Here is a 20803-nt window from a genome sequence, read left to right on the forward strand (position 1 = left end):
CGGCGGGGCCAAGGTCGGGACCGTGGCGAGGTGCGTACGGAGGCCCGCTCACCCGGACGGCTCACTCCCTGTACCGGGGATGCACCAGGGTCGAGGGAGGCAGGCCCGGCCTTCTCGTACGCTCCGCCTGCCACACGTACTCCACGAGCCCCGCACGCGTCAGCGACCGGAGCCGGGGAGCGTCGGGGCCGAGGCCGAGCTGAGGGGCCCTGCCCACCGCAGCGAGCAGCATGCCCCAGTCCTGCGGCAGGGAGTCCTCGCCGCCGGACCTGCCACCGGATCCGCCGCGCGAGGGACCGTCGGAGGAGGAACCGCCGCGCGGGGAACCGCCAGAGGAGCGGCCACCGGAGGAGGGGCCGTCGGAGCGTCCGTCGGAGGAGGGCCCGGGACCGGCGGCGAAACCGGAGACCGGTGGCGGCCCGGGAACCCGATAGGGGCTGGTGCCGAAACCGGCCGCGCGCAGCGTCGCCTCGACCGTCCAGTACGTGTGCGGGCGGGCGGCGATCGGACCGGGGTGCACGACGAGCCGCCCGCCGGGGGCGAGGATCCTCGCGACCAGCCCGTAGAACTCCTGCGAGTAGAACTTGGTGCTCTGGGTGATCCTGGGGTCGGGCAGATCCGCCACCACCACGTCGTACGCACCCGAGAGCGCGCCGGATCGCGCGCCGGAGGACCCTGCGACGGAGGACCGTGCGCCAGAGGACCCTGCGACGGAGGAGGAGCCGGGCCCGGTGTCCCGTGGCCGGCGCAGCCAGTTGAACGCGTCCTCGTATACCACCCGCATCCGTGGGTCGCTGTGGGAGCGCCCGTTGAGCGCCGAAAGCGCCGGGTCTTCGCGCGCGAGGCGGGCGATTCCGGGATCCAGCTCGACGACGGTCACCGAGGCGACGCCCCCGTAACGCAGGACCTCGCGCGCGGCGAGCCCATCGCCGCCGCCGAGGATCAGCACGCGGGAGTGCGGGCCGAGCATCGCGGGGTGGACCAGCGCCTCGTGGTAGCGGTGCGCGTGCTCTCCGCTGACTCTCAGCCGTCCGTCGAGGAAGAGGTCCACCGGCCCCGAACGGCCGCCGGTGAGCACGATCTCCTGGACGCCGGTCCGCAGGGCGACCCGCACCTGATCGCCGTAGACCGCCTGGCGCGCGGCCCGCTCGAAGTCGTCCACCAGGACGGTCGCCGTGGCCAGCAGGGCGAGGACCAGCGCATTGGCGGCCAGCAGCCAGCCACGGGAGCGGGCGGTCAGATCGCGGCGGAAGAGCCACAGCACGAGCGTTCCGCCCGCGACGGCGTTGACCGCCCCCGTCAGCAGGCCGCCGGAGAGCTGACCGAGCCAGGGAAGCAGGAGAAACGGGAACGCGAGCCCGCCGACGAGGGCGCCGACGTAGTCGGCGGCGAACAGATCGGCCACCGTGCCGTCCGCGTCTCGCCGGGAGATGCGCTGGATCAGGGACATCAGCAGCGGGATCTCCGCGCCGATGAGCACCCCGATGGCGAGAGAGAAGGTGACGAGCACGGTGTGCGACTGGCCGAACCACGCGAACGACGCGTACAGCACCATCGGCGCACAGCCGCCGACGAGCGCGAGCGCCAGCTCCAGCACGCCGAATCCGAACGCGGCCCGGCAGCGCAGCCGCTTGGCGAGCAGCGAGCCGACGCCCATCGCGAAGACCATCAGGGACAGCACGACGGACGCCTGGGTGACGGAGTCGCCGATCAGGTAGGAGGCGAGGGCGACCAGCTCCAGCTCGTACACCAGCCCGCAGGCGGCGCAGACGAAGACCACCAGCAGCACGAGGAACCGGCCCGCCTCGGGGCGCACCGGCAGAACCAACGCACCCTGGGGCGGTAACACCTGTTGTGGCCGGTCGATCATGCAGTAACGCTACGTCACGATTGTCGAACATTCTGTCACCCACACGTGTGCTCCTGGGGTGGGGGAGACGGAGGAGACGGCAGGGGCCCGGCGCCCCGCGAGTTCCGCGCGACCCGCCTACGAACCCCAACGCACAGGGCTCGTTGGGCTCGTTGGGCTCGTTGAACTCCGTAGAAGATCGCTGTGACGGACTGCGACGGCGCGCGGAGGCGACGGGCGATGCACAGAATCGCGGGGCGGAGCACGGAAGCACACAGTGACGACGGACCGCAACCACGCGCCGGGCACAGAACCATCGCGCGGGCGCATCGCGCCGGAGTACCACCGCGACGGAGTACCGCCGCGCGGACACGCCATCACCGCGCGGGCAGCCACGGCGGAGTACCACCGGCGTTCCCGCACGTCACGTCAGCGGGCTATGACAGCGCCGGTTCGGAGCGGTGCGTGGTTCCGGTTCCGGCGTCCTGGGGAAGGGCCCCGACGCGTGTACGGGTGACGACGAGCCGCCGCTCCTGCGGATAGGCGTGCCATGTACGCCACAGAACCTGGCTCTCCAGCCGCTGGGCCATCATCGCCGTGAAGGCGTGCGGGGAGCCCGGAAAGGTTCCGGCGAGGGAGTGCGGATGGTCGGTGACCAGGGCCAACAGCTCCTGCGCCCGCCCGGCGAACGATCCCTCCGAGAGCGTCTCGACGCGGGCGGCGAACTCGTACTCCCAGTCGCCGAGCTTCTCTGCCACCCCCAGAGGCAGGGGCGTGCTGCTGCCGGGTATGCAGGCGACGGTCTCGGAGCAGCTGCCCTGCGCCTGCTCCAGTAGCACCTGATGAGAGGCCCCGAGCAGTCTCAGCTGGAGTTTCGCGCCGGCGAGTTCGAGATCGAGGACGGCCAGGGCGGGAAGGGGCTCCCGACCGAGCGCCCAGGCGAGGTCGTCGGCACGGGTGTCTGTGTAGGCGGTATGGAGGGTCGTGAGCATGGGTCGGCTCCGCAAACACGCTTCGGCGGTGGATACGTGGACCTGAGGCGGCCCTGAGCGGCGATGACAACAAGTGAGGGGGACCGCCTGCTCGGGTTCAAAGCTGACCCGAGGGCTGGATGGTTCCAACAGGTTCCGTCAGCGAGGGAACCATGAAGTGAGCGGGGCTGACAGAGTTTTTACCCATGTTCGAGGGGTTTCCATCCCCTAGGGGGCCTAGCGGTTCATCTGTTCATACAGATGTTCATACAGAAAGAGGCACCTGACGGGAGTCGTCTCCCGTCAGGTGCCTTCCCCGCTCGCGGACCGGCTGCCCCGTGTCAGCCGCCTCCGCCGATCTCGTGCCGATCGTTTCCATCCGGTACCGGTTGGTCCATGCCGTACGGTCCGGACGGTTCCGGTTCACCGGAAGACGCCCCGTTCGATCGGGCGGCTCCGCCCGGTGAACTGCCCGGCGGGCGAGGCGTCCTCCCGGTCAAGTGCCGGTCAGCTGCCGCCCCCACCACAGCCGCCGCCTCCTCCACCGCAGCTACTGCTGCCGCCGCCGCAGCTGTGCCCGCCGCCGCTGTCGCCCGACGACCCCGAGCCGCCCGACGACCACCAGAATCCGGCGCTGTCACCGCCGCCACCGCCGCCGTCCTGGTCCGCCGCGCGGGCGAGCTGCCGCCGCTTGCGCACATCCGAGCGGGCCGCGGCCAGCCGCGCCGCACGGTCCTCGGCCCCGCCCCGCCGCGGGCGGGTCTTCTTCGCCCAGAACAGCACGGCCCCCGCCAGTCCCAGCAGGAGAACCAGGCCGATCAGCATTCCCAGGTAAGCCCCCATCGGTCTCTCACCGTCCTTCTCGAATCCCCCGAAGCGAGCCCCCTCGCGCCCTTGCGGGACGGCCCCTTCTCGCGTGTGGTGGGGATGCCCTCCGGCTACTCGGGCCAAAGCAGACTTGAGCAAGTCCAGAGCTTCCGCACAGGATGACGACATGGCGACCATGGATGAACGCGCTGCCGGCCCCTCACTCCCGGACCACCCCGCGGGAACGACCGGACCCGGCACAGGAAACGGACCGGGCACGGGCAGCGGACGCGCCACAGGAAACGGACCGGGCGGCCCGGACGGAAACCCGCCGGCCCGACCGCTGCTCAACCGCCGGCTGGCGGAGTTCGGCACGACGATCTTCGCGGAGATGTCGGCGCTCGCCGTACGGACGAACTCCCTCAACCTCGGCCAGGGCTTCCCCGACACCGACGGCCCCGAGGAGATCAGAGAGGCGGCGGTACGGGCCCTGCGCGACGGCCGCGGCAACCAGTACCCGCCGGGTCCGGGCGTCCCCGAGCTGCGCACCGCCATCAGCGACCACCAGCGCCGCTTCTACGACCTGAGCTTCGACCCCGACACGGACGTCCTGGTCACCGCGGGAGCGACGGAGGCGATCGCCGCGACCATGCTCGCGCTGCTGGAACCCGGTGACGAGGTGATCGCCTTCGAGCCCTTCTACGACTCCTACGCGGCCTGCATCGCGATGGCCGGCGCGAAGCGAGTACCCCTGACCCTGCGGGCCCCGTCCTTCCGCCCGGACCTGGACGAGCTGCGGGCCAAGATCACCCCGCGGACCCGCCTCCTTCTCCTCAACACCCCTCACAACCCGACCGGGATGGTCCTCACCCCCGAAGAGCAGAGGACCATCGCCGCGCTCGCCGTCGAACACGACCTGCTCGTCGTCACCGACGAGGTATACGAGCACCTGGTCTTCGACGGTGCCGCCCACGTCCCGATCGCCACGTTCCCCGGCATGCGCGAGCGCACCGTCTCCATCTCCTCCGCCGGCAAGACCTACTCCTTCACCGGCTGGAAGGTCGGCTGGGCCATGGCGGACGCTCCGCTGATCGCCGCCGTCCGGTCCGCGAAGCAGTACCTGACGTACGTCAGCGCGGGCCCGTTCCAGTACGCGATCGCCGAGGCGCTCCGGATGCCGAGCACGTACTTCGAGAGCTTCCGCGCCGATCTGCAACGCAAGCGCGACCTGCTCGCCGACGGCCTGCGAACGGCCGGGTTCGAGGTCTACCAGCCCGAGGGCACGTACTTCATCACCACCGACATCACCCCCTTCGGCGAGAAGGACGCCTATGCCTTCTGCCGCACCCTCCCCGAACGCTGCGGCGTCGTCGCCATCCCCAACTCCGTCTTCTACGACGACCCGGACGCCGGTCGCAGCCAGGTCCGCTTCACCTTCTGCAAGCAGGACGACGTCCTCCACGAGGCGGCCGGCCGGCTGCGACGCCTGGCCGGCTGACGGCTGACCTCACGCCCTCGGGTGTCGGGGACTGTCAGCGCTCCGCCGACATCCTCCGCTCGCCCTAGGATGAGGGCGCCTCGGCCGTACGAGACTCGCTTGGCCGCCTGTCTCGGACGGCCGAGCGCCTTCGTGGGCTGCCGCCGTAGGCTGCCTTCGTGGGCTGCCGCTTCCGCGCTGAAATCTCCGCGAACGGCGCAGGACTCCTTCGATACGATGCCCACGGCCTGCAAACACATTCAACCGTCACCGTCTGTGACGCCGTTGCGACCTCTCGGTCGTGTCCTGCGGCCTCCCGACCTGGGTCCGCCCGTGGCAGCGCCACCGGCGCCGTACGTACGAAATGGAGCATCCGAGGATGGCTCGACACCTGGTAACCAGCGCGCTTCCCTACATCAACGGGATCAAGCACCTGGGCAACATGGTCGGGTCGATGCTTCCGGCGGACGTGTACTCCCGGTACCTCCGCCAGCGCGGTCACGACGTCCTCTACATCTGCGCCACCGACGAGCACGGCACACCGGCCGAGCTGGCCGCCAAGGAGGCCGGGCTCTCCGTCGCAGAGTTCTGCGCGCAGGCCCACGTCGCGCAGAAGGCCGTGTACGACGGCTTCGAGCTGGCCTTCGACTACTTCGGCCGGAGTTCCTCGCGGCAGAACGCCGAGATCACCCAGCACTTCGCCCGCAAGCTGCACGAGAACGGCTTCATCGAGGAGCGCTCCATCCGCCAGGTGTACTCGCCTGCCGACGGTCGCTTCCTGCCGGACCGGTACGTCGAGGGCACCTGCCCGCACTGCGGCTACGACAAGGCCCGCGGCGACCAGTGCGAGAACTGCACCCGCGTCCTCGACCCGACCGACCTGCTCCACCCTCGTTCGGCGATCAGCGGCTCCACGGAGCTGGAGGTCCGCGAGACGAAGCACCTCTTCCTGCTGCAGTCCAAGCTCCAGCAGGAGGTCGAGGAGTGGATCGCCGCCGTCAGCGCGCAGTGGCCGCACCTGTCCACGTCCATCGCCCGCAAGTGGCTGACCGAGGGCCTGAACGATCGCGCCATCACCCGCGACCTCGACTGGGGTGTGCCCGTCCCGGCCGACACCTGGCCGGACCTCGCGGCCGAGGGCAAGGTCTTCTACGTCTGGTTCGACGCCCCGATCGAGTACATCGCGGCGACGAAGGAGTGGTCCGACGCCGCCGGGGACGGCGGAACCCGCGATTGGAAGTCGTGGTGGTACGAGGCCGACGACACCGTCCGCTACACGCAGTTCATGGCGAAGGACAACGTCCCCTTCCACACGGTGATGTTCCCGGCCACCGAACTCGGGGTGCGCGAACCGTGGAAGAAGGTCGACGTCGTCAAGGGCTTCAACTGGCTGACGTACTACGGCGGAAAGTTCTCCACCTCCCAGAAGCGCGGCGTCTTCACGGACGCGGCGCTGGAGACCCTCCCCGGCGACTACTGGCGCTACTTCCTGATCGCCAACGCCCCTGAGTCCGACGACTCCTCCTTCACCTGGGAGCACTTCACCACCACGGTCAACAAGGACCTGGCCGACACCCTCGGCAACTTCGTCAACCGTGTGCTGTCCTTCTCCCGCAAGCGGTTCGGCGACGAGGTCCCCGCGGGCAACGCGGCTGGGGGCACCTCCCGGGCCGAAGGCTCCGGGGGAGAGGCGGAGGCGAAGCTGGGCGAGGAGATCGCACGGTTGCTCGCCGAGTACGAGGAGCACATGGAAGCGCTCCAGTTCCGCAAGGCCGCCGCCGCGCTGCGCGCCCTGTGGTCCGCGGGCAACTCCTACCTTGAGGAGAAGGCCCCCTGGCTGGAGATCAGGACCGACCCGGACGCCGCCGCGCTGACCCTGCGTACGGCGATGAATCTGATCCATCTGTACGCGGTCGTCTCCGAGCCGTTCATCCCGGCCACGGCCGCCGCCATGCGCGGGGCCTTCGCGCTGGAGGGCGACACCGCGACCTGGGTGACCGCCGACCAGGCCAAGTCCCTGAACAGCGTCCCCGCCGGCACCGCGTTCACCGTGCCGCCGGTCCTCTTCGCGAAAATCACGGAGGAGGACCTGGAGTCCTACCGTGAACGCTTCGGCGGCGCCCCGGAAGCCTGACGGACATCCCGCCGTCCGTACCGTCCGACGCCTATGCCCGGACGGTACGGGCGTGAACGCTCCCGGCGCCGTTGCAGGTTCCTCCGCACGCGGGACCCGCCTGGTCCCTGCCGGGCCTTCCCGCACACGGACCGGACAGCCACATGGCGGGCACGCGTCGGCGGGAGCGCCGGGCGGGCCGAGTCACGTGCGACACGTGGCCGTTCCTCCGACCGGGTGGGAACCGGGAGTCAGACGGCCCCGTCCGGTCTTCAGCGCTCGCGCGAGCCGCCCCGGCCGCCCATGGTCGGGTGGACCGACCCTGTGCGCGCCCGGAGGTGCCCCCTGTCCGCCGAGACCTTCGACGAAGCAACGGCGGCGAGCACCCCGTCGATGGCCCGCCTGCGTGCCGGACTCCTACGGGCGGCACCCGCGCTCGGGCTGTTCGCGGCGGCGCGGCTGACCGGGCTGCTGGTGATGGCGGGCTGGGCCTGGCACATCGGCCGTCGGCCGCGGGCGATCCTCGGCAGGGCCTGGGACTCCGACTGGTACATGCTGATCGCCGAACACGGCTACGGCCGCACCCTGAGCTGGCCCGACGGCGCGGTCCAGAGCGATCTGGCCTTCTTCCCGCTCTACCCGGGCCTGGTGCGGGCCGTGTCGGCCGTGCTGCCGGTGACCAGCGGGACCGTCGGGCTGCTGATCTCCTGGACGGCGGCGGGCGTGGCGGCCCTCGGGATCTACGCGATCGGGGAGCGGCTGTACGGGCAGCGCACCGCGACCGTGCTGGTGCTGCTGTGGGGCCTGCTCCCCCACTCGATCGTGCTGACCATGGCGTACACGGAACCGGTGCTCACCGCCTTCGCCGCCTGGGCCCTGTACGCGGTGCTCACCCGCCACTGGGTGTGGGCGGGCGTCCTCTCCGCGCTGGCGGGCCTGGCCCGGCCCAACGGGATCGCGGTGGCGGCTGCGGTGACCGCGGTCGCCGCCGCCGAACTCCTCCGGCGCTACCGGCGGCGCGGGCCGGACCCGCTGCGGGGGCTGCGCCCGGCCGACACCCCGGAGCCCGCCTCCTGGCGCATCTGGCTCGGCGCGGCGCTCGCCCCGCTGGGCTGGTGCGCCTATGTGCTGTACGTCGGCTTCCGCAAGGGCGATCCGCTCGGCGGCTACTTCGCGGTGCAGCGCGGCTGGACGTCGAGGTTCGACTTCGGGGCCGGCGCGTTCGGGGTGGTACGGGACATCGTGCTGCGGCCGACGGTGTTCGCCCTGGTGATGGCGTTGCTGATCGTGCTGGCTTCGGCGGCGCTCTTCGTCCTGCTGGTGCTGGAGCGGCCACCGGCCGCCCTGGTCGTCTACACCGGGGTGCTCGTGCTGATCACGATCGGCGGGTCGGGGTTCTTCGAGTCGAAGCCGCGCTTTCTGCTGCCCGCGTTCCCGCTGCTGCTGCCCGTGGCGCTGGCACTGGCGAAAGCCCGGCCGCGGGCGGGGGTCGCCGTGACCGCCGCCCTGGCCGGGCTCTCGTTCGCCTATGGGACGTATCTGCTGACACTGTCCCCGATCGCGCTGTAGAGGACGCGACGGCGCGCTCCGCACCACGCGCCGCCACGGCTCGGCACCGACGAGTGGCCGTCCACGGGCCGGCCTCGGGGAGCGGCCGTCCGCGAACCGGTCTCAGGCGTCGTCCGAGGGCTTCTCGTCCTCGGGCCCGTCCTCCGGCTTGATGCCGAGGTGCTCGGCGAACCACTTGTCGAACTCGATCGACGCGCTGACCCAGCCGACCGTCGACTGGAGGAAGTGGTCCAGGCTGACGCCGGTGCCGATCAGCATCTGCGCCTCACCGATCAGCCGGATGGTGGCGCCGCCCTCCTCGTCCTCGTGGAGGTGGGTGTAGATCTTGGGCCAGAGGGTGTTGCGGTTCCACTCGTCGATGGTCTCCAGGATCTGGGCCCGGTCGTCGACGGGCAGCGGCCGGTCGTAGAAGGTCCGGACGGAGAAGACCTGCTGCTCCGCCTCGCCCCGGAACATGAAGTACGTGCGGAACGCCTCCCACGGGGCGGCGAGATCGCCCTCGTCGTCAATGACGTACTTCAGTTCCATCTGGTCCAGAAGCTGCTTGATCAGGTCCTGGTCGGGAACGACGGGGCCCGCCGGTCCTGCGGCCTGGGGCTGGGGCTGGCCCCCGAAATTCGGAATCGAGGACGGATCGATGGTCACCGTGGATTTCCCTTCGTACGGATGCCGCCATCCTCCCCCATCCCGGTGCCTCACTGGCAACCCCCACCCCACGTGCCGTCCTGTTTGCTTCCACAAACTCCCTCCCGTGCCGACGGAGGAGCCCCGGCACCGGCCTCGGGAGGCGGGTGCCGGGGCTCCGGCGGTGTCGGGAGAGGGCCGCGTACGTACACCTCGCGGCGCGTCGAGCCACCCGGGGTTCGGGACGGCCGCCGACGCGTCGGCGGCCGTCCCGAACGGTTACAGCGTCTTCGCGGGCGCCGGGGCCGGACCGGTGGCCGGGCCGACGATCAGCCCGTCCTCGAAGCGGTCCACCCGGACCGTTTCGCCGTCCGTGACCTCTCCCGCGAGGATCTCCCTCGCGAGCCGGTCGCCGATCGCCGTCTGGACCAGCCGCCGCAGCGGCCGTGCCCCGTACGCCGGATCGTTGCCCTCCTCCGCGAGCCACTCCAGCGCGGCGGGGGTGACGTCCAGCGTCAGTCGGCGCTCGGCCAGCCGCCTGCCGAGCCGGTCGATCTGGAGCCCCGCGATGCGCTTCAGCTCGTCCTGGGTGAGCGCGGAGAAGACCACCAGATCGTCGAGCCGGTTCAGGAACTCCGGCTTGAAAGAGACCCTGACGACCTCCAGAACCTGCTTCTTCTTCTGGTCCTCGGTCACCGTCGGATCCACCAGGAACTGGCTGCCCAGGTTGGAGGTGAGGATCAGGATCGTGTTGCGGAAGTCGACCGTCCGGCCCTGGCCGTCGGTGAGCCGCCCGTCGTCGAGCACCTGGAGCAGGATGTCGAAGACCTCGGGGTGCGCCTTCTCCACCTCGTCGAGCAGGACCACGCTGTACGGACGGCGGCGCACCGCCTCCGTGAGCTGCCCGCCCTCCTCGTAACCGATGTAGCCGGGAGGCGCGCCGACCAGCCGGGCGACGGAGTGCTTCTCGCCGTACTCGGACATGTCGATGCGGACCATGGCCCGCTCGTCGTCGAAGAGGAAGTCCGCGAGGGCCTTCGCCAGCTCGGTCTTGCCGACGCCCGTCGGTCCGAGGAAGAGGAACGATCCGGTGGGCCGGTCCGGGTCCGCGATTCCCGCGCGGGTACGCCGTACCGCGTCGGACACCGCCCGTACGGCCTCGCTCTGGCCGATGAGCCGGCGGCCCAGCTCGTCCTCCATCCGCAGCAGCTTCTGCGTCTCGCCTTCGAGGAGCCGCCCGGCCGGGATGCCGGTCCAGGCTCCGACCACGTCCGCGATGTCGTCGGGGCCGACCTCCTCCTTGACCATGGTGGGGCGGCTGCCGGAACGCGCCGACTCCTCGGCCTCGGACGCCTCGGCCAGCTCCCGCTCCAGGGTCGGGATCTCCCCGTACAGCAGCTTGGACGCGGAGTCGAAGTCGCCGTCGCGCTGGGCCCGCTCGGCCTGGCCGCGGAGTTCGTCGAGCTTCTCCTTCAGCTCGCCGACCCGGTTGAGGCCCTCCTTCTCCTTCTCCCAGCGGGCGGTGAGGCCGCGCAGCTCCTCCTCCTTGTCGGCGAGGTCGCGGCGCAGCTTCTCCAGCCGCTGCCGGGACGCGGGGTCGGACTCGTTCCGAAGAGCCAGCTCCTCCATGCGCAGCCGGTCGACGGCGCGCTGCAGCTCGTCGATCTCGACGGGCGAGGAGTCGATCTCCATCCGGAGCCGGGAGGCGGCCTCGTCCACGAGGTCGATGGCCTTGTCGGGCAGGAAGCGCGAGGTGATGTACCGGTCGGAGAGGGTGGCCGAGGCCACCAGGGCGGAGTCGGCGATCTGGACCTTGTGGTGCGCCTCGTAACGGCCCTTGAGTCCGCGCAGGATCGCGATGGTGTCCTCGACGGTCGGCTCGGCGACCAGCACCTGCTGGAAGCGGCGCTCCAACGCCGGGTCCTTCTCGATCCGCTCGCGGTACTCGTCCAGGGTGGTCGCGCCGACCATGCGCAGCTCGCCGCGGGCCAGCATCGGCTTGAGCATGTTGCCCGCGTCCATCGACGAGTCGCCGCCCGCGCCCGCGCCGACGACGGTGTGCAGCTCGTCGATGAAGGTGATGATCTGGCCGTCGCTCTCCTTGATCTCGGAGAGGACGGTCTTCAGCCGCTCCTCGAACTCGCCGCGGTACTTCGCGCCCGCGACCATCGCGCCGAGATCGAGCGAGACGAGCCGCTTGTTCTTCAGGGACTCGGGAACGTCGCCCTTCACGATCCGCTGGGCCAGCCCTTCGACGACGGCGGTCTTGCCGACGCCCGGTTCGCCGATGAGGACGGGGTTGTTCTTCGTACGACGGGAGAGCACCTGCACGACCCGGCGGATCTCCTGGTCGCGGCCGATGACGGGGTCGAGCTTCCCTTCGCGGGCCGCGGCGGTGAAGTCCGTGCCGAACTTCTCCAGCGCCTTGTACTGTCCCTCGGGATCAGGTGTGGTCACCCTGCGTCCTCCCCGGATCGTTTCGAAGGCGTCGAGCAGCTTCTTCGCCGTCGCGCCCTGTTCGGCGAGCACGTCGCCGGCCTGTCCGCCCTTGGCGGCGAGGCCGATCAGCAGATGCTCGGTGGAGAGATAGTCGTCGCCCAGTTCCTTGGCGCGCTGGGCGGCGTCCGAGACGACGGCCAGGAACTCCCGGTTCGGCTGCGGCGGGGCGACGGTGGAGCCGGTGACGCTGGGCTGTGCGGCCAGCAGGCGCTCCGCCCCGGACCGTACGGCCGCCTGGTCGGCCTCGACGGCGGCCAGGAGATCGACGATGTTCTCGTTCGCCTGCCGTCCCTGTCCCGTGAGCAGGGCCAGCAGCAGATGCGCGGGGGTCAGATCGGGGTGTCCCGCGGACACCGCCCGGTCAGTGGCGGCATTGAGGGCTTCCCGGCTCTTGTTGGTCAGCTCGGCGTCCACGTGTGGTCTCTCCTCCTTGCGGTCAGCACGGCAACTCAGCACACTGACTCAATCAACCTGCATAAAGTTGAGTCTATTCCACTCAATGATAGGGCCACCATCCCGGTCGTCCCTACGCTTGGCGCCATGGCCACCACAGATCTGAAGGACCTCAGCCCCGAGTACCTCGCGTTCTGGCGCGAGTACCAGCTCTGCACGCTGACGACGCTGCGGCAGGACGGCAGCCCGCATGTCGTTCCGGTGGGCGTGACGTTCGATCCGAAGACGGGTATCGCGCGCGTGATCACCAACAAGGGCAGCCGGAAGGTCGCCAACATCCTGGGGTCGCCGGACGAGGGCGGCGCACGGGTGTCGGTCTGCCAGGTGGACCGGGGGCGCTGGGCGACGCTGGAGGGCCGCGCGCGGGTACGGACCGAGCCGGAGGTGGTCGAGGACGCGGTGCGGCGGTACGCGGAACGGTACGGGCGGATGCCGGGACCCAACCCGGACCGGGTGGCCGTCGAGATCACGGTGAGCCGGGCGCTCGGGCGGGCATGACGGTACGCGGCGGGGGCGGGGGCGCCCGGCGGGCGCGAGGGTGCCCGGCGGGCGCGAGGGGCGGTCGCTACCCGCACGCCTCCGCGCTCCCCGAGGAGCTCGAGTTTCGCGATTCCGGCACACCCCGAGGGCGGTGCGTTCCCGTCTCCCTCAGAGAGGGGGTGTGCAGGGTCGTCCCCGCAGGGGATCGGCGGCAAAACCCGGGCTCCTGACCGTTGGGCCTGTACGCCGCCGACCCCGAGGAGTCGAGCCCGGAGGACGCCCGAACCCGCACCGGACAAGACCCCGCGCCCCCTGCGGCAGCATGCAACCCGCACGGACAAGCCCCCGCGCCGCCCGCGCGGCCCAGCGCACACGCAGCACAGCGGCGCCATCGCGTTTCAGGTCCGCGATGGCGCCGCTGTGTGGGGGTAGTGCCGGAGCGATTTGGAACGACGGGGGAATCGCTCAGGCACTGCGGGGGGTGGCGGTGGTGGTGTCGGGCTCGGCCATCTGGTGGTCGCGCTGGTCCAAGTTGACGAAGATCATGCCGTACCGGATGGCACAGCGGACCGGCTGCGGTGCACCACGCGGCCGCCGGAGGCATCGGTACGCGCGGACGTCCTCGTCCTCCTCACGAGCCACGACGATCGGCTCTCCGAACAGGGTGACCATCAACGAGTCGCCGCTGTGGGGAATCGCCGTGACCAGGTCGATGAAGTGCCAACCCGAGCGGTAGGCCGTCTCCATCTCGCGCCGGAAGGTCCGGTCGTCCGGGGGAACGGTCATGCTCGTGCGCTTTCGGGAGAGAGCTCCCAGGAGGGCTCGCCGACGATGACTCCGACGGAGACGGCGCCGCCCCACGAGGTGTCCGGCGGAAGGTTCCCGCCCCACGCCGTGTCCGGGGCGGCCGACTCCCACGAAGGCTCGCCTTGGGACCCCGCCGTCACCGTGCCGACGGAGCGGGCTTCCCAGGAGGGCTCACCGCTGTAAGCCACCGCACCCAGCGCGGCCGCCGCCAGGGCAAGGGCACATAGAGCACGTACCGTCCTAGACATGGGTGTTCTCCACCTCATTTGATCATTCCTCCTCCCCCGCGCATAAGACGATGTCTCACTCCGAACGCTTGCACCAGCGACGGCAGGCATCATGTTCCTGTATTGCAGGAACATGAGGGGGTACATATGGCGTCTATCGAGGGCGAAGTCGGACACCCTCACTCAGACGGCAAGCTGTGCGAGGCGGGAAAGAGTCTTTACATCACCGCTCTGCGCACCGGGCGTATCGCCCGGTCAGTAGCCGAATCCACACCGTGTCTCTTCGACCTCGCCCTGCTCGACCCGGATCCGTACGACGGCGAATGGCTCCATCCGGTCCCTCCAACCACCGCACTGTCACAGCTGATTCACCCCATCGAGAGGGAGATTCAGGAGCGGCGGCGACGGGCCGTGGCGCTCGCCGACGCTCTTGAGCCATTCATGGCGTTCACAGCTCAGAATTCCACCGTTCCACAGGGAATAACCGTCCTTGAGGGACTCAACCGCATCAACGCGACACTCGACCAGGTCACCGCCGACTGCACGCAGGAGCTTCTCACAGTCCAGCCGGGCAGCGGGCGCCAACCGCATTCCCTGGAGAAGGCGCTGCGCCGGGTAGAACCCCTGATCGAACGCGGTGTGCGGATGCGCACGCTTTATCAGCACACCGCCCGGCACCACCCCGCCACGCTCTCCTACATGGAGAAGGTCGCACCCGCCGGAGTGGAGGTGCGCACGCTCGAGGAGATCATCGACCGGCTGATCATCGTCGACCGGAAGGTCGCCTTCATCCCCGCGAGCAGCGACCGTCTCTTCGCACTGGAGCTGCGGCACAAGGGGATCGTCGAGTATCTGGTCGGCGTCTTCGAGCAGTTCTGGCTGCACGGACTTCCGTGGGAGCAGCCGATCTCGTACGGACCCGATCTGGACGGCATCACCGGAGTCCAGCGTTCCATCGCGAAGCTGCTGGTGGAGGGCCATGTGGACGAGGCGATCGCACGCCGGCTGGGGATGAACGTCCGCACCTGCCGGGCCCATATCGCCAAGCTGGGGTCCTCGCTCGGCAGCGGCAGCCGTACCCAACTGGGTTATCTCATCGCGCAGTCGGGGGTTCTGGAGCACGACTCCTGAGACCGTCGCCCCCGGAGTTCACCGGGGGCGACGGTTTCCAGCCGAACGGCGGGAAGACCAGGGCCGGGTGGTTCCGGGGCCCGGCCCGGACAACGACCGGTACACCGCCCGGACCCGAGCGACCGACGGCACCCCCGAGCGAAACGCGCCAGACGGCGCGGTGCCGGGCGATAAACCTCCGGCAGCGGGTTTACCTCGCCGCACGGCTGTACGGGCCCGAGTGGGCCGCGCAGGCCCATCCACGCGGCAGCGCAACGCCGTTGAGGCGCGCGGAGAGCGCGCGGAGGCCCGCCGGAGCCCGCCGCAGCCCGGCAAAGACCCGCGGAGCCCGACCAGGGTCCGACCGGGGTCCGTCCGTGGGAACCCCCCGAGGACACTCCCGTACGCGCCTGCGCGCCTACTCGCCCCTCTTGGGCCGCCACACCACCAGCGCGCTCGCCTGCTGCACATCCTCGTACGGCACGAGATCGCGCCGGTACGAGGCATGCACCTGCGCCTCGCGCTGCCGCATCGCCGCCGCCGCGCCCTCGACCGCCGCCGACAGCTCGGCGACCCTGGACTGAAGCGCCGCGACCTGGTTCTCCAGTTCGATGATGCGCTTGATCCCGGCGAGGTTGATGCCCTCGTCCTGCGACAACTGCTGGACGGTGCGCAGCAGTTCGATATCGCGGGCGGAGTAGCGCCGCCCCCGGCCCGCGGTGCGGTCCGGGGAGACCAGGCCCAGCCGGTCGTACTGGCGCAGAGTCTGCGGGTGCAGGCCGGAGAGCTGGGCCGCCACCGAGATGACGTACACCGGCGACTCATCGGTCAGCTGGTAGGGGTTGCGACGCCTACCGTCCCTCGGGTCCCTTCCGTCCATGGACTCTCATGCTCCCTTCGCGGCCTGGAACAACTCGGCCCTCGGGTCCTCGTCCGCGGTGGCTTCGCGGTACGCCTCCAGCGCTTCCTTCGCCTTGTCGCTCAGATCCTTGGGAACCGCGACCTCGACGGTGACCAGCAGGTCACCACGGGTGCCGTCCTTGCGGACAGCTCCCTTGCCGCGGGCGCGCATCGTCCGTCCGTTGGGTGTTCCGGCGGGCAGCTTCAGCGTCACCGGCGGTCCGCCGAGGGTGGGCACCTTCACCTCGCCGCCGAGCACCGCCTCGGTGTAGGTGACGGGCACGGTGACCGTGAGGTTGGCGTCCCTGCGGCCGAACACGGGGTGCGCGCCGACGTGGACGACGACGTAGAGATCGCCGGCCGGGCCGCCCCGCTCACCGGGCGCGCCTTTGCCGCGCAGCCGGATCCGCTGGCCGTCGAAGACGCCCGCCGGGATCCTGACCTGCATGGTCCGCGAGGAACGGGCGCGCCCGCTGCCCTTGCAGACCTCGCACGGGTCCTGCGCGATCAGACCGCGCCCCTTGCAGTCCACACACGGGTCGGTCAGCGAGAAGGAGCCGCTGCCGCCGCGCGAGACCTGCCCGGTGCCGACGCAGGTCGGACAGACGCGGGGGGTGCCGTTCTTGTCACCGGTGCCCGCGCACGCCTTGCACGCGGCCGAGCTGGACATCCGCAGCGGGACCGTGGCCCCGTCGACCGCCTCGGTGAAGCTGAGCGTGACCTCGGATTCGATGTCCTGGCCGCGGCGCGGCTGAACGCGTGTGCCCGCGCCCGCGCCGCGGTTGAACAGCCCGCCGAAGACATCGCCGAGACCGCCGCCGAAGCCACCGGCTCCCTGCTGCTGCCCGCCCTGGGCGCCTCCGAAGAGGTCGCCCAGGTCGAAGTTGAAGGAACCGCCGGCGGCACCGGGACCGGGCCTGAAGCCGCCATTGCCGAAGAGAGCCCGAGCGTCGTCGTACTCCTTGCGCCGCTTGGCGTCCCCGAGGATGTCGTTCGCCTCGGAGATCTCCTTGAAACGCTCTTCGGCCTTGGTGTCGCCCTTGTTGGCGTCCGGATGGAACTCGCGGGCGAGCTTCCGGTACGCCTTCTTGATCTCCGCCTCGGTGGCGTCCTTGGGGACGCCGAGGACCTTGTAGTAGTCCTTCTCGACGAAGTCCTTCGTGCTCATCGACGTCCCTCCTTCCGGACGGTCCTCCGGACGTTCACTTCCTCCGCGACTTCCTCCGCAGCGTCAGCCCTCGTCCGGGCCACCGCTCTCCTCGCCGTCAGCCGTCGCTCCCTTGGAGTCCTTGGCGTCCTGGGAATCCTTGGCGGACGCCGGGGCCGCGCCCGGCTGGGGCTCGGCCACCGCGACCCGCGCCGGGCGGATGGTCCGCTCGCCCATGCGATACCCCGGCTGGAGCACCGCGACGCACGTCGTCTCGGTGACATCCGGGGCGTAGCTGTGCATCAGCGCCTCGTGGATCGTCGGGTCGAAGGGCTCGCCCTCCTTGCCGAACTGCTGGAGGCCCATCTTCGCCACCGCCGTCTCCAGCGATTCGGCGACCGACTTGAAACCGCCCACCAGCTCCCCGTGGTCACGGGCGCGGCCGATGTCGTCGAGCACGGGCAGCAACTCGCCCAGCAGAGTCGCCGTGGCGATCTCCTTGACGCTGACCCTGTCGCGCTCCACGCGGCGGCGGTAGTTCTGGTACTCGGCCTGGAGCCGCTGGAGGTCGGCCGTGCGCTCGTTGACAGCGGTACGGGCCTGGTCCAGCTGAGCCGTCAGACCGGTGATCTTGGCTGCGTCCCCTGCCGGGGCCGCCTCCCCCTCCTTGGCAGAGAGCTTGGCGGCTTCAGCGGCTTCGGCGGCGTCGTCAGGTGTGGCGCCGGAGGGAACGTCGGACTTCTCGTCGAAGCCCGGGGTCTCCTCCGTCACGCCGCACCGCCCTTGGCGTCCTTCTCGTCGTCGACGATCTCGGCGTCCACGACATCGTCGTCCGCCTTGGCCTGACCGGGCGCGCCCGCGTCACCCTGCGCGTCGCCGGCCGTGGCCTGCTGCGCCTGGGCGTCGGCGTACATCGCCTGGCCGAGCTTCTGGGAGACGGCCGCGAGCTTCTCGGTGGCGGTGCGGATCTCGGCGGAGTTGTCGCCCTCGCCCTTGAGCTTCTCCTTCAGCTCGGAGACGGCGCTCTCCACCTCGGTCTTCACCTCGCCCGGGACCTTGTCCTCGTTGTCCTTGAGGAACTTCTCGGTCTGGTAGACGAGCTGCTCGCCCTGGTTGCGGGTCTCGGCGGCCTCGCGGCGGCGGTGGTCCTCGTCCGCGTACTGCTCGGCCTCCTGGCGCATCCGCTCGACCTCGTCCTTCGGCAGCGAGGAGCCGCCGGTGACGGTCATCTTCTGCTCCTTGCCCGTGCCCAGGTCCTTCGCGGTCACGTGCATGATGCCGTTGGCGTCGATGTCGAAGGAGACCTCGATCTGCGGGACCCCGCGCGGGGCCGGCGGCAGACCGGTCAGCTCGAACATCCCGAGCTTCTTGTTGTACGCGGCGATCTCGCGCTCGCCCTGGTAGACCTGGATCTGGACGGACGGCTGGTTGTCCTCGGCCGTCGTGAAGATCTCGGAGCGCTTCGTCGGAATCGTGGTGTTCCGCTCGATGAGCTTGGTCATGATGCCGCCCTTGGTCTCGATGCCGAGGGACAGCGGGGTCACGTCGAGGAGCAGGACGTCCTTGACCTCACCCTTGAGGACACCGGCCTGGAGCGAGGCGCCGATGGCGACGACCTCGTCCGGGTTCACACCCTTGTTGGCCTCCTTGCCGCCGGTCAGCTCCTTGACGAGCTCGGCGACGGCGGGCATACGGGTCGAGCCGCCGACGAGAACGACGTGGTCGATCTCGGAGAGCGCGATGCCCGCGTCCTTGATGACGTTGTGGAACGGGGTCTTGCAGCGCTCCAGCAGATCCGCGGTCAGCTGCTGGAACTGGGCGCGCGTGAGCTTCTCGTCCAGGTGCAGCGGGCCCTCGGCGGACGCCGTGATGTACGGGAGGTTGATCGTCGTCTCGGTGGAGGACGACAGCTCGATCTTCGCCTTCTCCGCCGCCTCGCGCAGACGCTGGAGGGCCATCTTGTCCTTGCCCAGGTCCACGCCGTGGCCGTTGGCGAACTGCTTCACCAGGTAGTCGACGACGCGCTGGTCCCAGTCGTCACCACCGAGGTGGTTGTCACCGTTGGTGGCCTTCACCTCGACGACGCCGTCACCGATCTCCAGGAGGGACACGTCGAAGGTGCCGCCACCGAGGTCGAAGACGAGGATGGTCTGGTCATCCTTGTCCAGGCCGTAGGCCAGGGCGGCGGCGGTCGGCTCGTTGACGATCCGCAGGACGTTCAGACCGGCGATCTCACCGGCCTCCTTGGTGGCCTGGCGCTCGGAGTCGTTGAAGTACGCGGGGACGGTGATCACCGCGTCGGTGACCTTCTCGCCCAGGTAGGACTCCGCGTCGCGCTTCAGCTTCTGCAGGATGAAGGCGCTCATCTGCTGCGGGTTGAAGTTCTTCCCGTCGAGTTCGATCTTCCAGTCGGTGCCCATGTGGCGCTTGACCGACCGGATGGTCCTGTCGACGTTGGTCACCGCCTGGCGCTTGGCGACCTCGCCGACCAGCACTTCACCGTTCTTCGCGAAGGCCACGACGGACGGCGTGGTCCGGGCACCCTCGGCGTTGGTGATGACGGTGGGCTCGCCGCCCTCCAGAACGCTGACGACGGAGTTAGTCGTGCCCAGGTCGATGCCGACCGCACGTGCCATGTCAATTCCTCCAGCTGACTACTTGAGTGGATCTGGCTCAAGGATGCATGACCTTCCCGCCCGAGTCAACAGACCTGAGTCGAGCCCACTCAACTTTTATCCCGCCCTTATCCTCACCCCGCTCTCATCCTGCCGTCGCCCCACCCTCGCCCAGGGCCGCGCCCGGCCGCACCGGGTGCGGTCGGGCCACTCCGGAGCGCGTCATGCCGGGGCCGCACCTCTCAATGGCTTACAAATACACCGAACACCGTCAAATCCATGAGCGGACACCAAGGGCCCCCGGACCCGCCGGAAGCCGTCACCTCCACAGAGACCACCCGAACGGCCGCCACGCGCCCCCGAAAGCCCACAGCCACCCCAGAGCCGCCACAGAGCCATGGCGGAACCGCCCGGAACCCGCCCCGGCTCCAGCGCGCCCCCGACGACCGGGCCCGACCCGACGGGACCCGACCGGGCCCCAACCGGACCCGACCAGGGCCGACCGAACCCGACCGGCCCGAGCAACCCCGAGCAACCCCGAGCGACCCCAGTGAGGAAGTGCGCCCATGCCCGCCAAGCGAGCCGTCGATCTCCTGGGCGGCGCCCTCCTTCTCCTGCTCCTCGCCGTACCGCTCCTCGCCCTCGCCGCCGCGATCGCCGCGACCTCGCCGGGCCCCGTCCTCGTACACAGGCAGCGTTCCGGACGGGACGGCCGGCCGTTCGCGATGCGGACGTTCCGGATGGCTCCGGCCACCGCCGTGGGGCGGTTGCTGCACCGTCACTACCTCGACCATCTGCCGCAGTTGATCAACGTCGTTCGCGGCGAGATGTCTCTGGTGGGCCCGCGCCCGCTGCCGCCGGACAGGATCCTCACCGCCGAGGAGAGGGCCCGGAGCGCCGTACGCCCCGGAATCACCGGGCTCTGGCAGATCGGGGGCCGGTCCGGACTGCCCTGGGAGGAGATGTCCGTACTCGATCTGCACTATGTGCGCGAGCACTGGCTGGGCATGGACCTGACGATCCTGGCCCGCACGCTCCCCGCAGCCGTACGGGGCCGGAGCCCGCGACGTGCACCCCTGCTGAGGCAAGCCTGAGCGACGCAGATCACCGGCCGAGTGGCTAACAGTGCGGCGGCGGAAATGGGTACTCTCAGCA

General features: G+C 70.1%; 17 protein-coding genes. 6 read left to right on the forward strand and 11 right to left on the reverse strand.

The window, feature by feature from the left end:
* Positions 1 to 61: 61 nt before the first annotated feature.
* The 3 genes from ACWEFL_RS24695 to ACWEFL_RS24705 form a co-directional block, all read right to left on the reverse strand.
* Entirely contained in the window at positions 62 to 1870 is a 1809-nt protein-coding gene (locus ACWEFL_RS24695; protein ID WP_451716481.1) for a polyamine aminopropyltransferase, read from the reverse strand.
* A 416-nt stretch (positions 1871 to 2286) separates the two neighbouring features.
* A complete protein-coding gene (locus tag ACWEFL_RS24700) occupies positions 2287 to 2841 on the reverse strand; it encodes a DUF2617 family protein (protein ID WP_451716482.1) in 555 nt (184 codons plus the stop codon).
* Between the two features lie 486 nt (positions 2842 to 3327).
* Entirely contained in the window at positions 3328 to 3663 is a 336-nt protein-coding gene (locus ACWEFL_RS24705; protein ID WP_451716484.1) for a hypothetical protein, read from the reverse strand.
* A 151-nt stretch (positions 3664 to 3814) separates the two neighbouring features.
* On the opposite strand from ACWEFL_RS24705, the gene ACWEFL_RS24710 reads away from it, so the two are divergent.
* The 3 genes from ACWEFL_RS24710 (at position 3815) to ACWEFL_RS24720 (ending at position 8786) form a co-directional block, all read left to right on the forward strand.
* Positions 3815 to 5125, forward strand: coding sequence for a pyridoxal phosphate-dependent aminotransferase (locus ACWEFL_RS24710; RefSeq protein ID WP_451716485.1), 1311 nt, complete (start codon positions 3815 to 3817; stop codon positions 5123 to 5125).
* Positions 5126 to 5483: 358 nt separating this feature from the next.
* The gene (gene metG / locus ACWEFL_RS24715) at positions 5484 to 7238 is read left to right on the forward strand and encodes a methionine--tRNA ligase (RefSeq protein ID WP_451716486.1); all 1755 of its coding nucleotides are present in this window, start codon (positions 5484 to 5486) and stop codon (positions 7236 to 7238) included.
* 372 nt (positions 7239 to 7610) lie between these two features.
* A complete protein-coding gene (locus ACWEFL_RS24720) occupies positions 7611 to 8786 on the forward strand; it encodes a glycosyltransferase family 39 protein (RefSeq protein WP_451716564.1) in 1176 nt (391 codons plus the stop codon).
* A gap of 102 nt (positions 8787 to 8888) precedes the next feature.
* Here the strand turns inward: ACWEFL_RS24720 and ACWEFL_RS24725 are convergent, their stop codons facing one another.
* Together ACWEFL_RS24725 and clpB are read right to left on the reverse strand one after the other, a co-directional pair.
* A complete protein-coding gene (locus ACWEFL_RS24725) occupies positions 8889 to 9431 on the reverse strand; it encodes a YbjN domain-containing protein (RefSeq protein ID WP_451716488.1) in 543 nt (180 codons plus the stop codon).
* Positions 9432 to 9689: 258 nt separating this feature from the next.
* On the reverse strand, positions 9690 to 12323 hold the full coding sequence (clpB, locus tag ACWEFL_RS24730) for an ATP-dependent chaperone ClpB (RefSeq protein ID WP_451716490.1): 2634 nt from the start codon (positions 12321 to 12323) through the stop codon (positions 9690 to 9692).
* 126 nt (positions 12324 to 12449) lie between these two features.
* Here clpB and ACWEFL_RS24735 point away from each other — a divergent pair, with 126 nt between their 5' ends.
* Entirely contained in the window at positions 12450 to 12860 is a 411-nt protein-coding gene (locus ACWEFL_RS24735; protein ID WP_451716492.1) for a pyridoxamine 5'-phosphate oxidase family protein, read from the forward strand.
* Between the two features lie 447 nt (positions 12861 to 13307).
* On the opposite strand, the gene ACWEFL_RS24740 is transcribed toward ACWEFL_RS24735, so the two are convergent.
* Positions 13308 to 13628, reverse strand: coding sequence for a (2Fe-2S)-binding protein (locus tag ACWEFL_RS24740; RefSeq protein ID WP_451716494.1), 321 nt, complete (start codon positions 13626 to 13628; stop codon positions 13308 to 13310).
* The gene (locus tag ACWEFL_RS24745) at positions 13625 to 13897 is read right to left on the reverse strand and encodes a hypothetical protein (protein ID WP_451716495.1); all 273 of its coding nucleotides are present in this window, start codon (positions 13895 to 13897) and stop codon (positions 13625 to 13627) included. The genes ACWEFL_RS24740 and ACWEFL_RS24745 overlap by 4 nt, the downstream gene beginning before the upstream one ends.
* A gap of 126 nt (positions 13898 to 14023) precedes the next feature.
* Between ACWEFL_RS24745 and ACWEFL_RS24750 the strand changes: the two genes are divergently transcribed.
* Positions 14024 to 15007 carry a helix-turn-helix transcriptional regulator gene (locus tag ACWEFL_RS24750; RefSeq protein WP_451716497.1) on the forward strand — a complete coding sequence of 328 codons (984 nt, stop codon included), beginning with the start codon at positions 14024 to 14026 and terminating at the stop codon, positions 15005 to 15007.
* 397 nt (positions 15008 to 15404) lie between these two features.
* Here ACWEFL_RS24750 and ACWEFL_RS24755 read toward each other — a convergent pair whose 3' ends face one another.
* From ACWEFL_RS24755 to dnaK, 4 genes are all read right to left on the reverse strand, one after another.
* Entirely contained in the window at positions 15405 to 15866 is a 462-nt protein-coding gene (locus ACWEFL_RS24755; protein WP_451716499.1) for a heat shock protein transcriptional repressor HspR, read from the reverse strand.
* 6 nt (positions 15867 to 15872) lie between these two features.
* Positions 15873 to 17054 carry a molecular chaperone DnaJ gene (gene dnaJ, locus ACWEFL_RS24760; RefSeq protein WP_451716500.1) on the reverse strand — a complete coding sequence of 394 codons (1182 nt, stop codon included), beginning with the start codon at positions 17052 to 17054 and terminating at the stop codon, positions 15873 to 15875.
* 63 nt (positions 17055 to 17117) lie between these two features.
* Complete coding sequence (grpE, locus tag ACWEFL_RS24765) at positions 17118 to 17804, reverse strand: nucleotide exchange factor GrpE (RefSeq protein ID WP_451716501.1); 687 nt, start codon at positions 17802 to 17804, stop codon at positions 17118 to 17120.
* On the reverse strand, positions 17801 to 19669 hold the full coding sequence (dnaK, locus tag ACWEFL_RS24770; RefSeq protein WP_451716503.1) for a molecular chaperone DnaK: 1869 nt from the start codon (positions 19667 to 19669) through the stop codon (positions 17801 to 17803). Before dnaK ends, grpE begins: the two co-directional genes overlap by 4 nt.
* A 545-nt stretch (positions 19670 to 20214) precedes the next feature.
* On the opposite strand from dnaK, the gene ACWEFL_RS24775 reads away from it, so the two are divergent.
* A complete protein-coding gene (locus ACWEFL_RS24775) occupies positions 20215 to 20742 on the forward strand; it encodes a sugar transferase (protein ID WP_451716504.1) in 528 nt (175 codons plus the stop codon).
* Positions 20743 to 20803 lie beyond the last annotated feature (61 nt).

This window comes from Streptomyces sp. NPDC004838, from assembly GCF_053600955.1.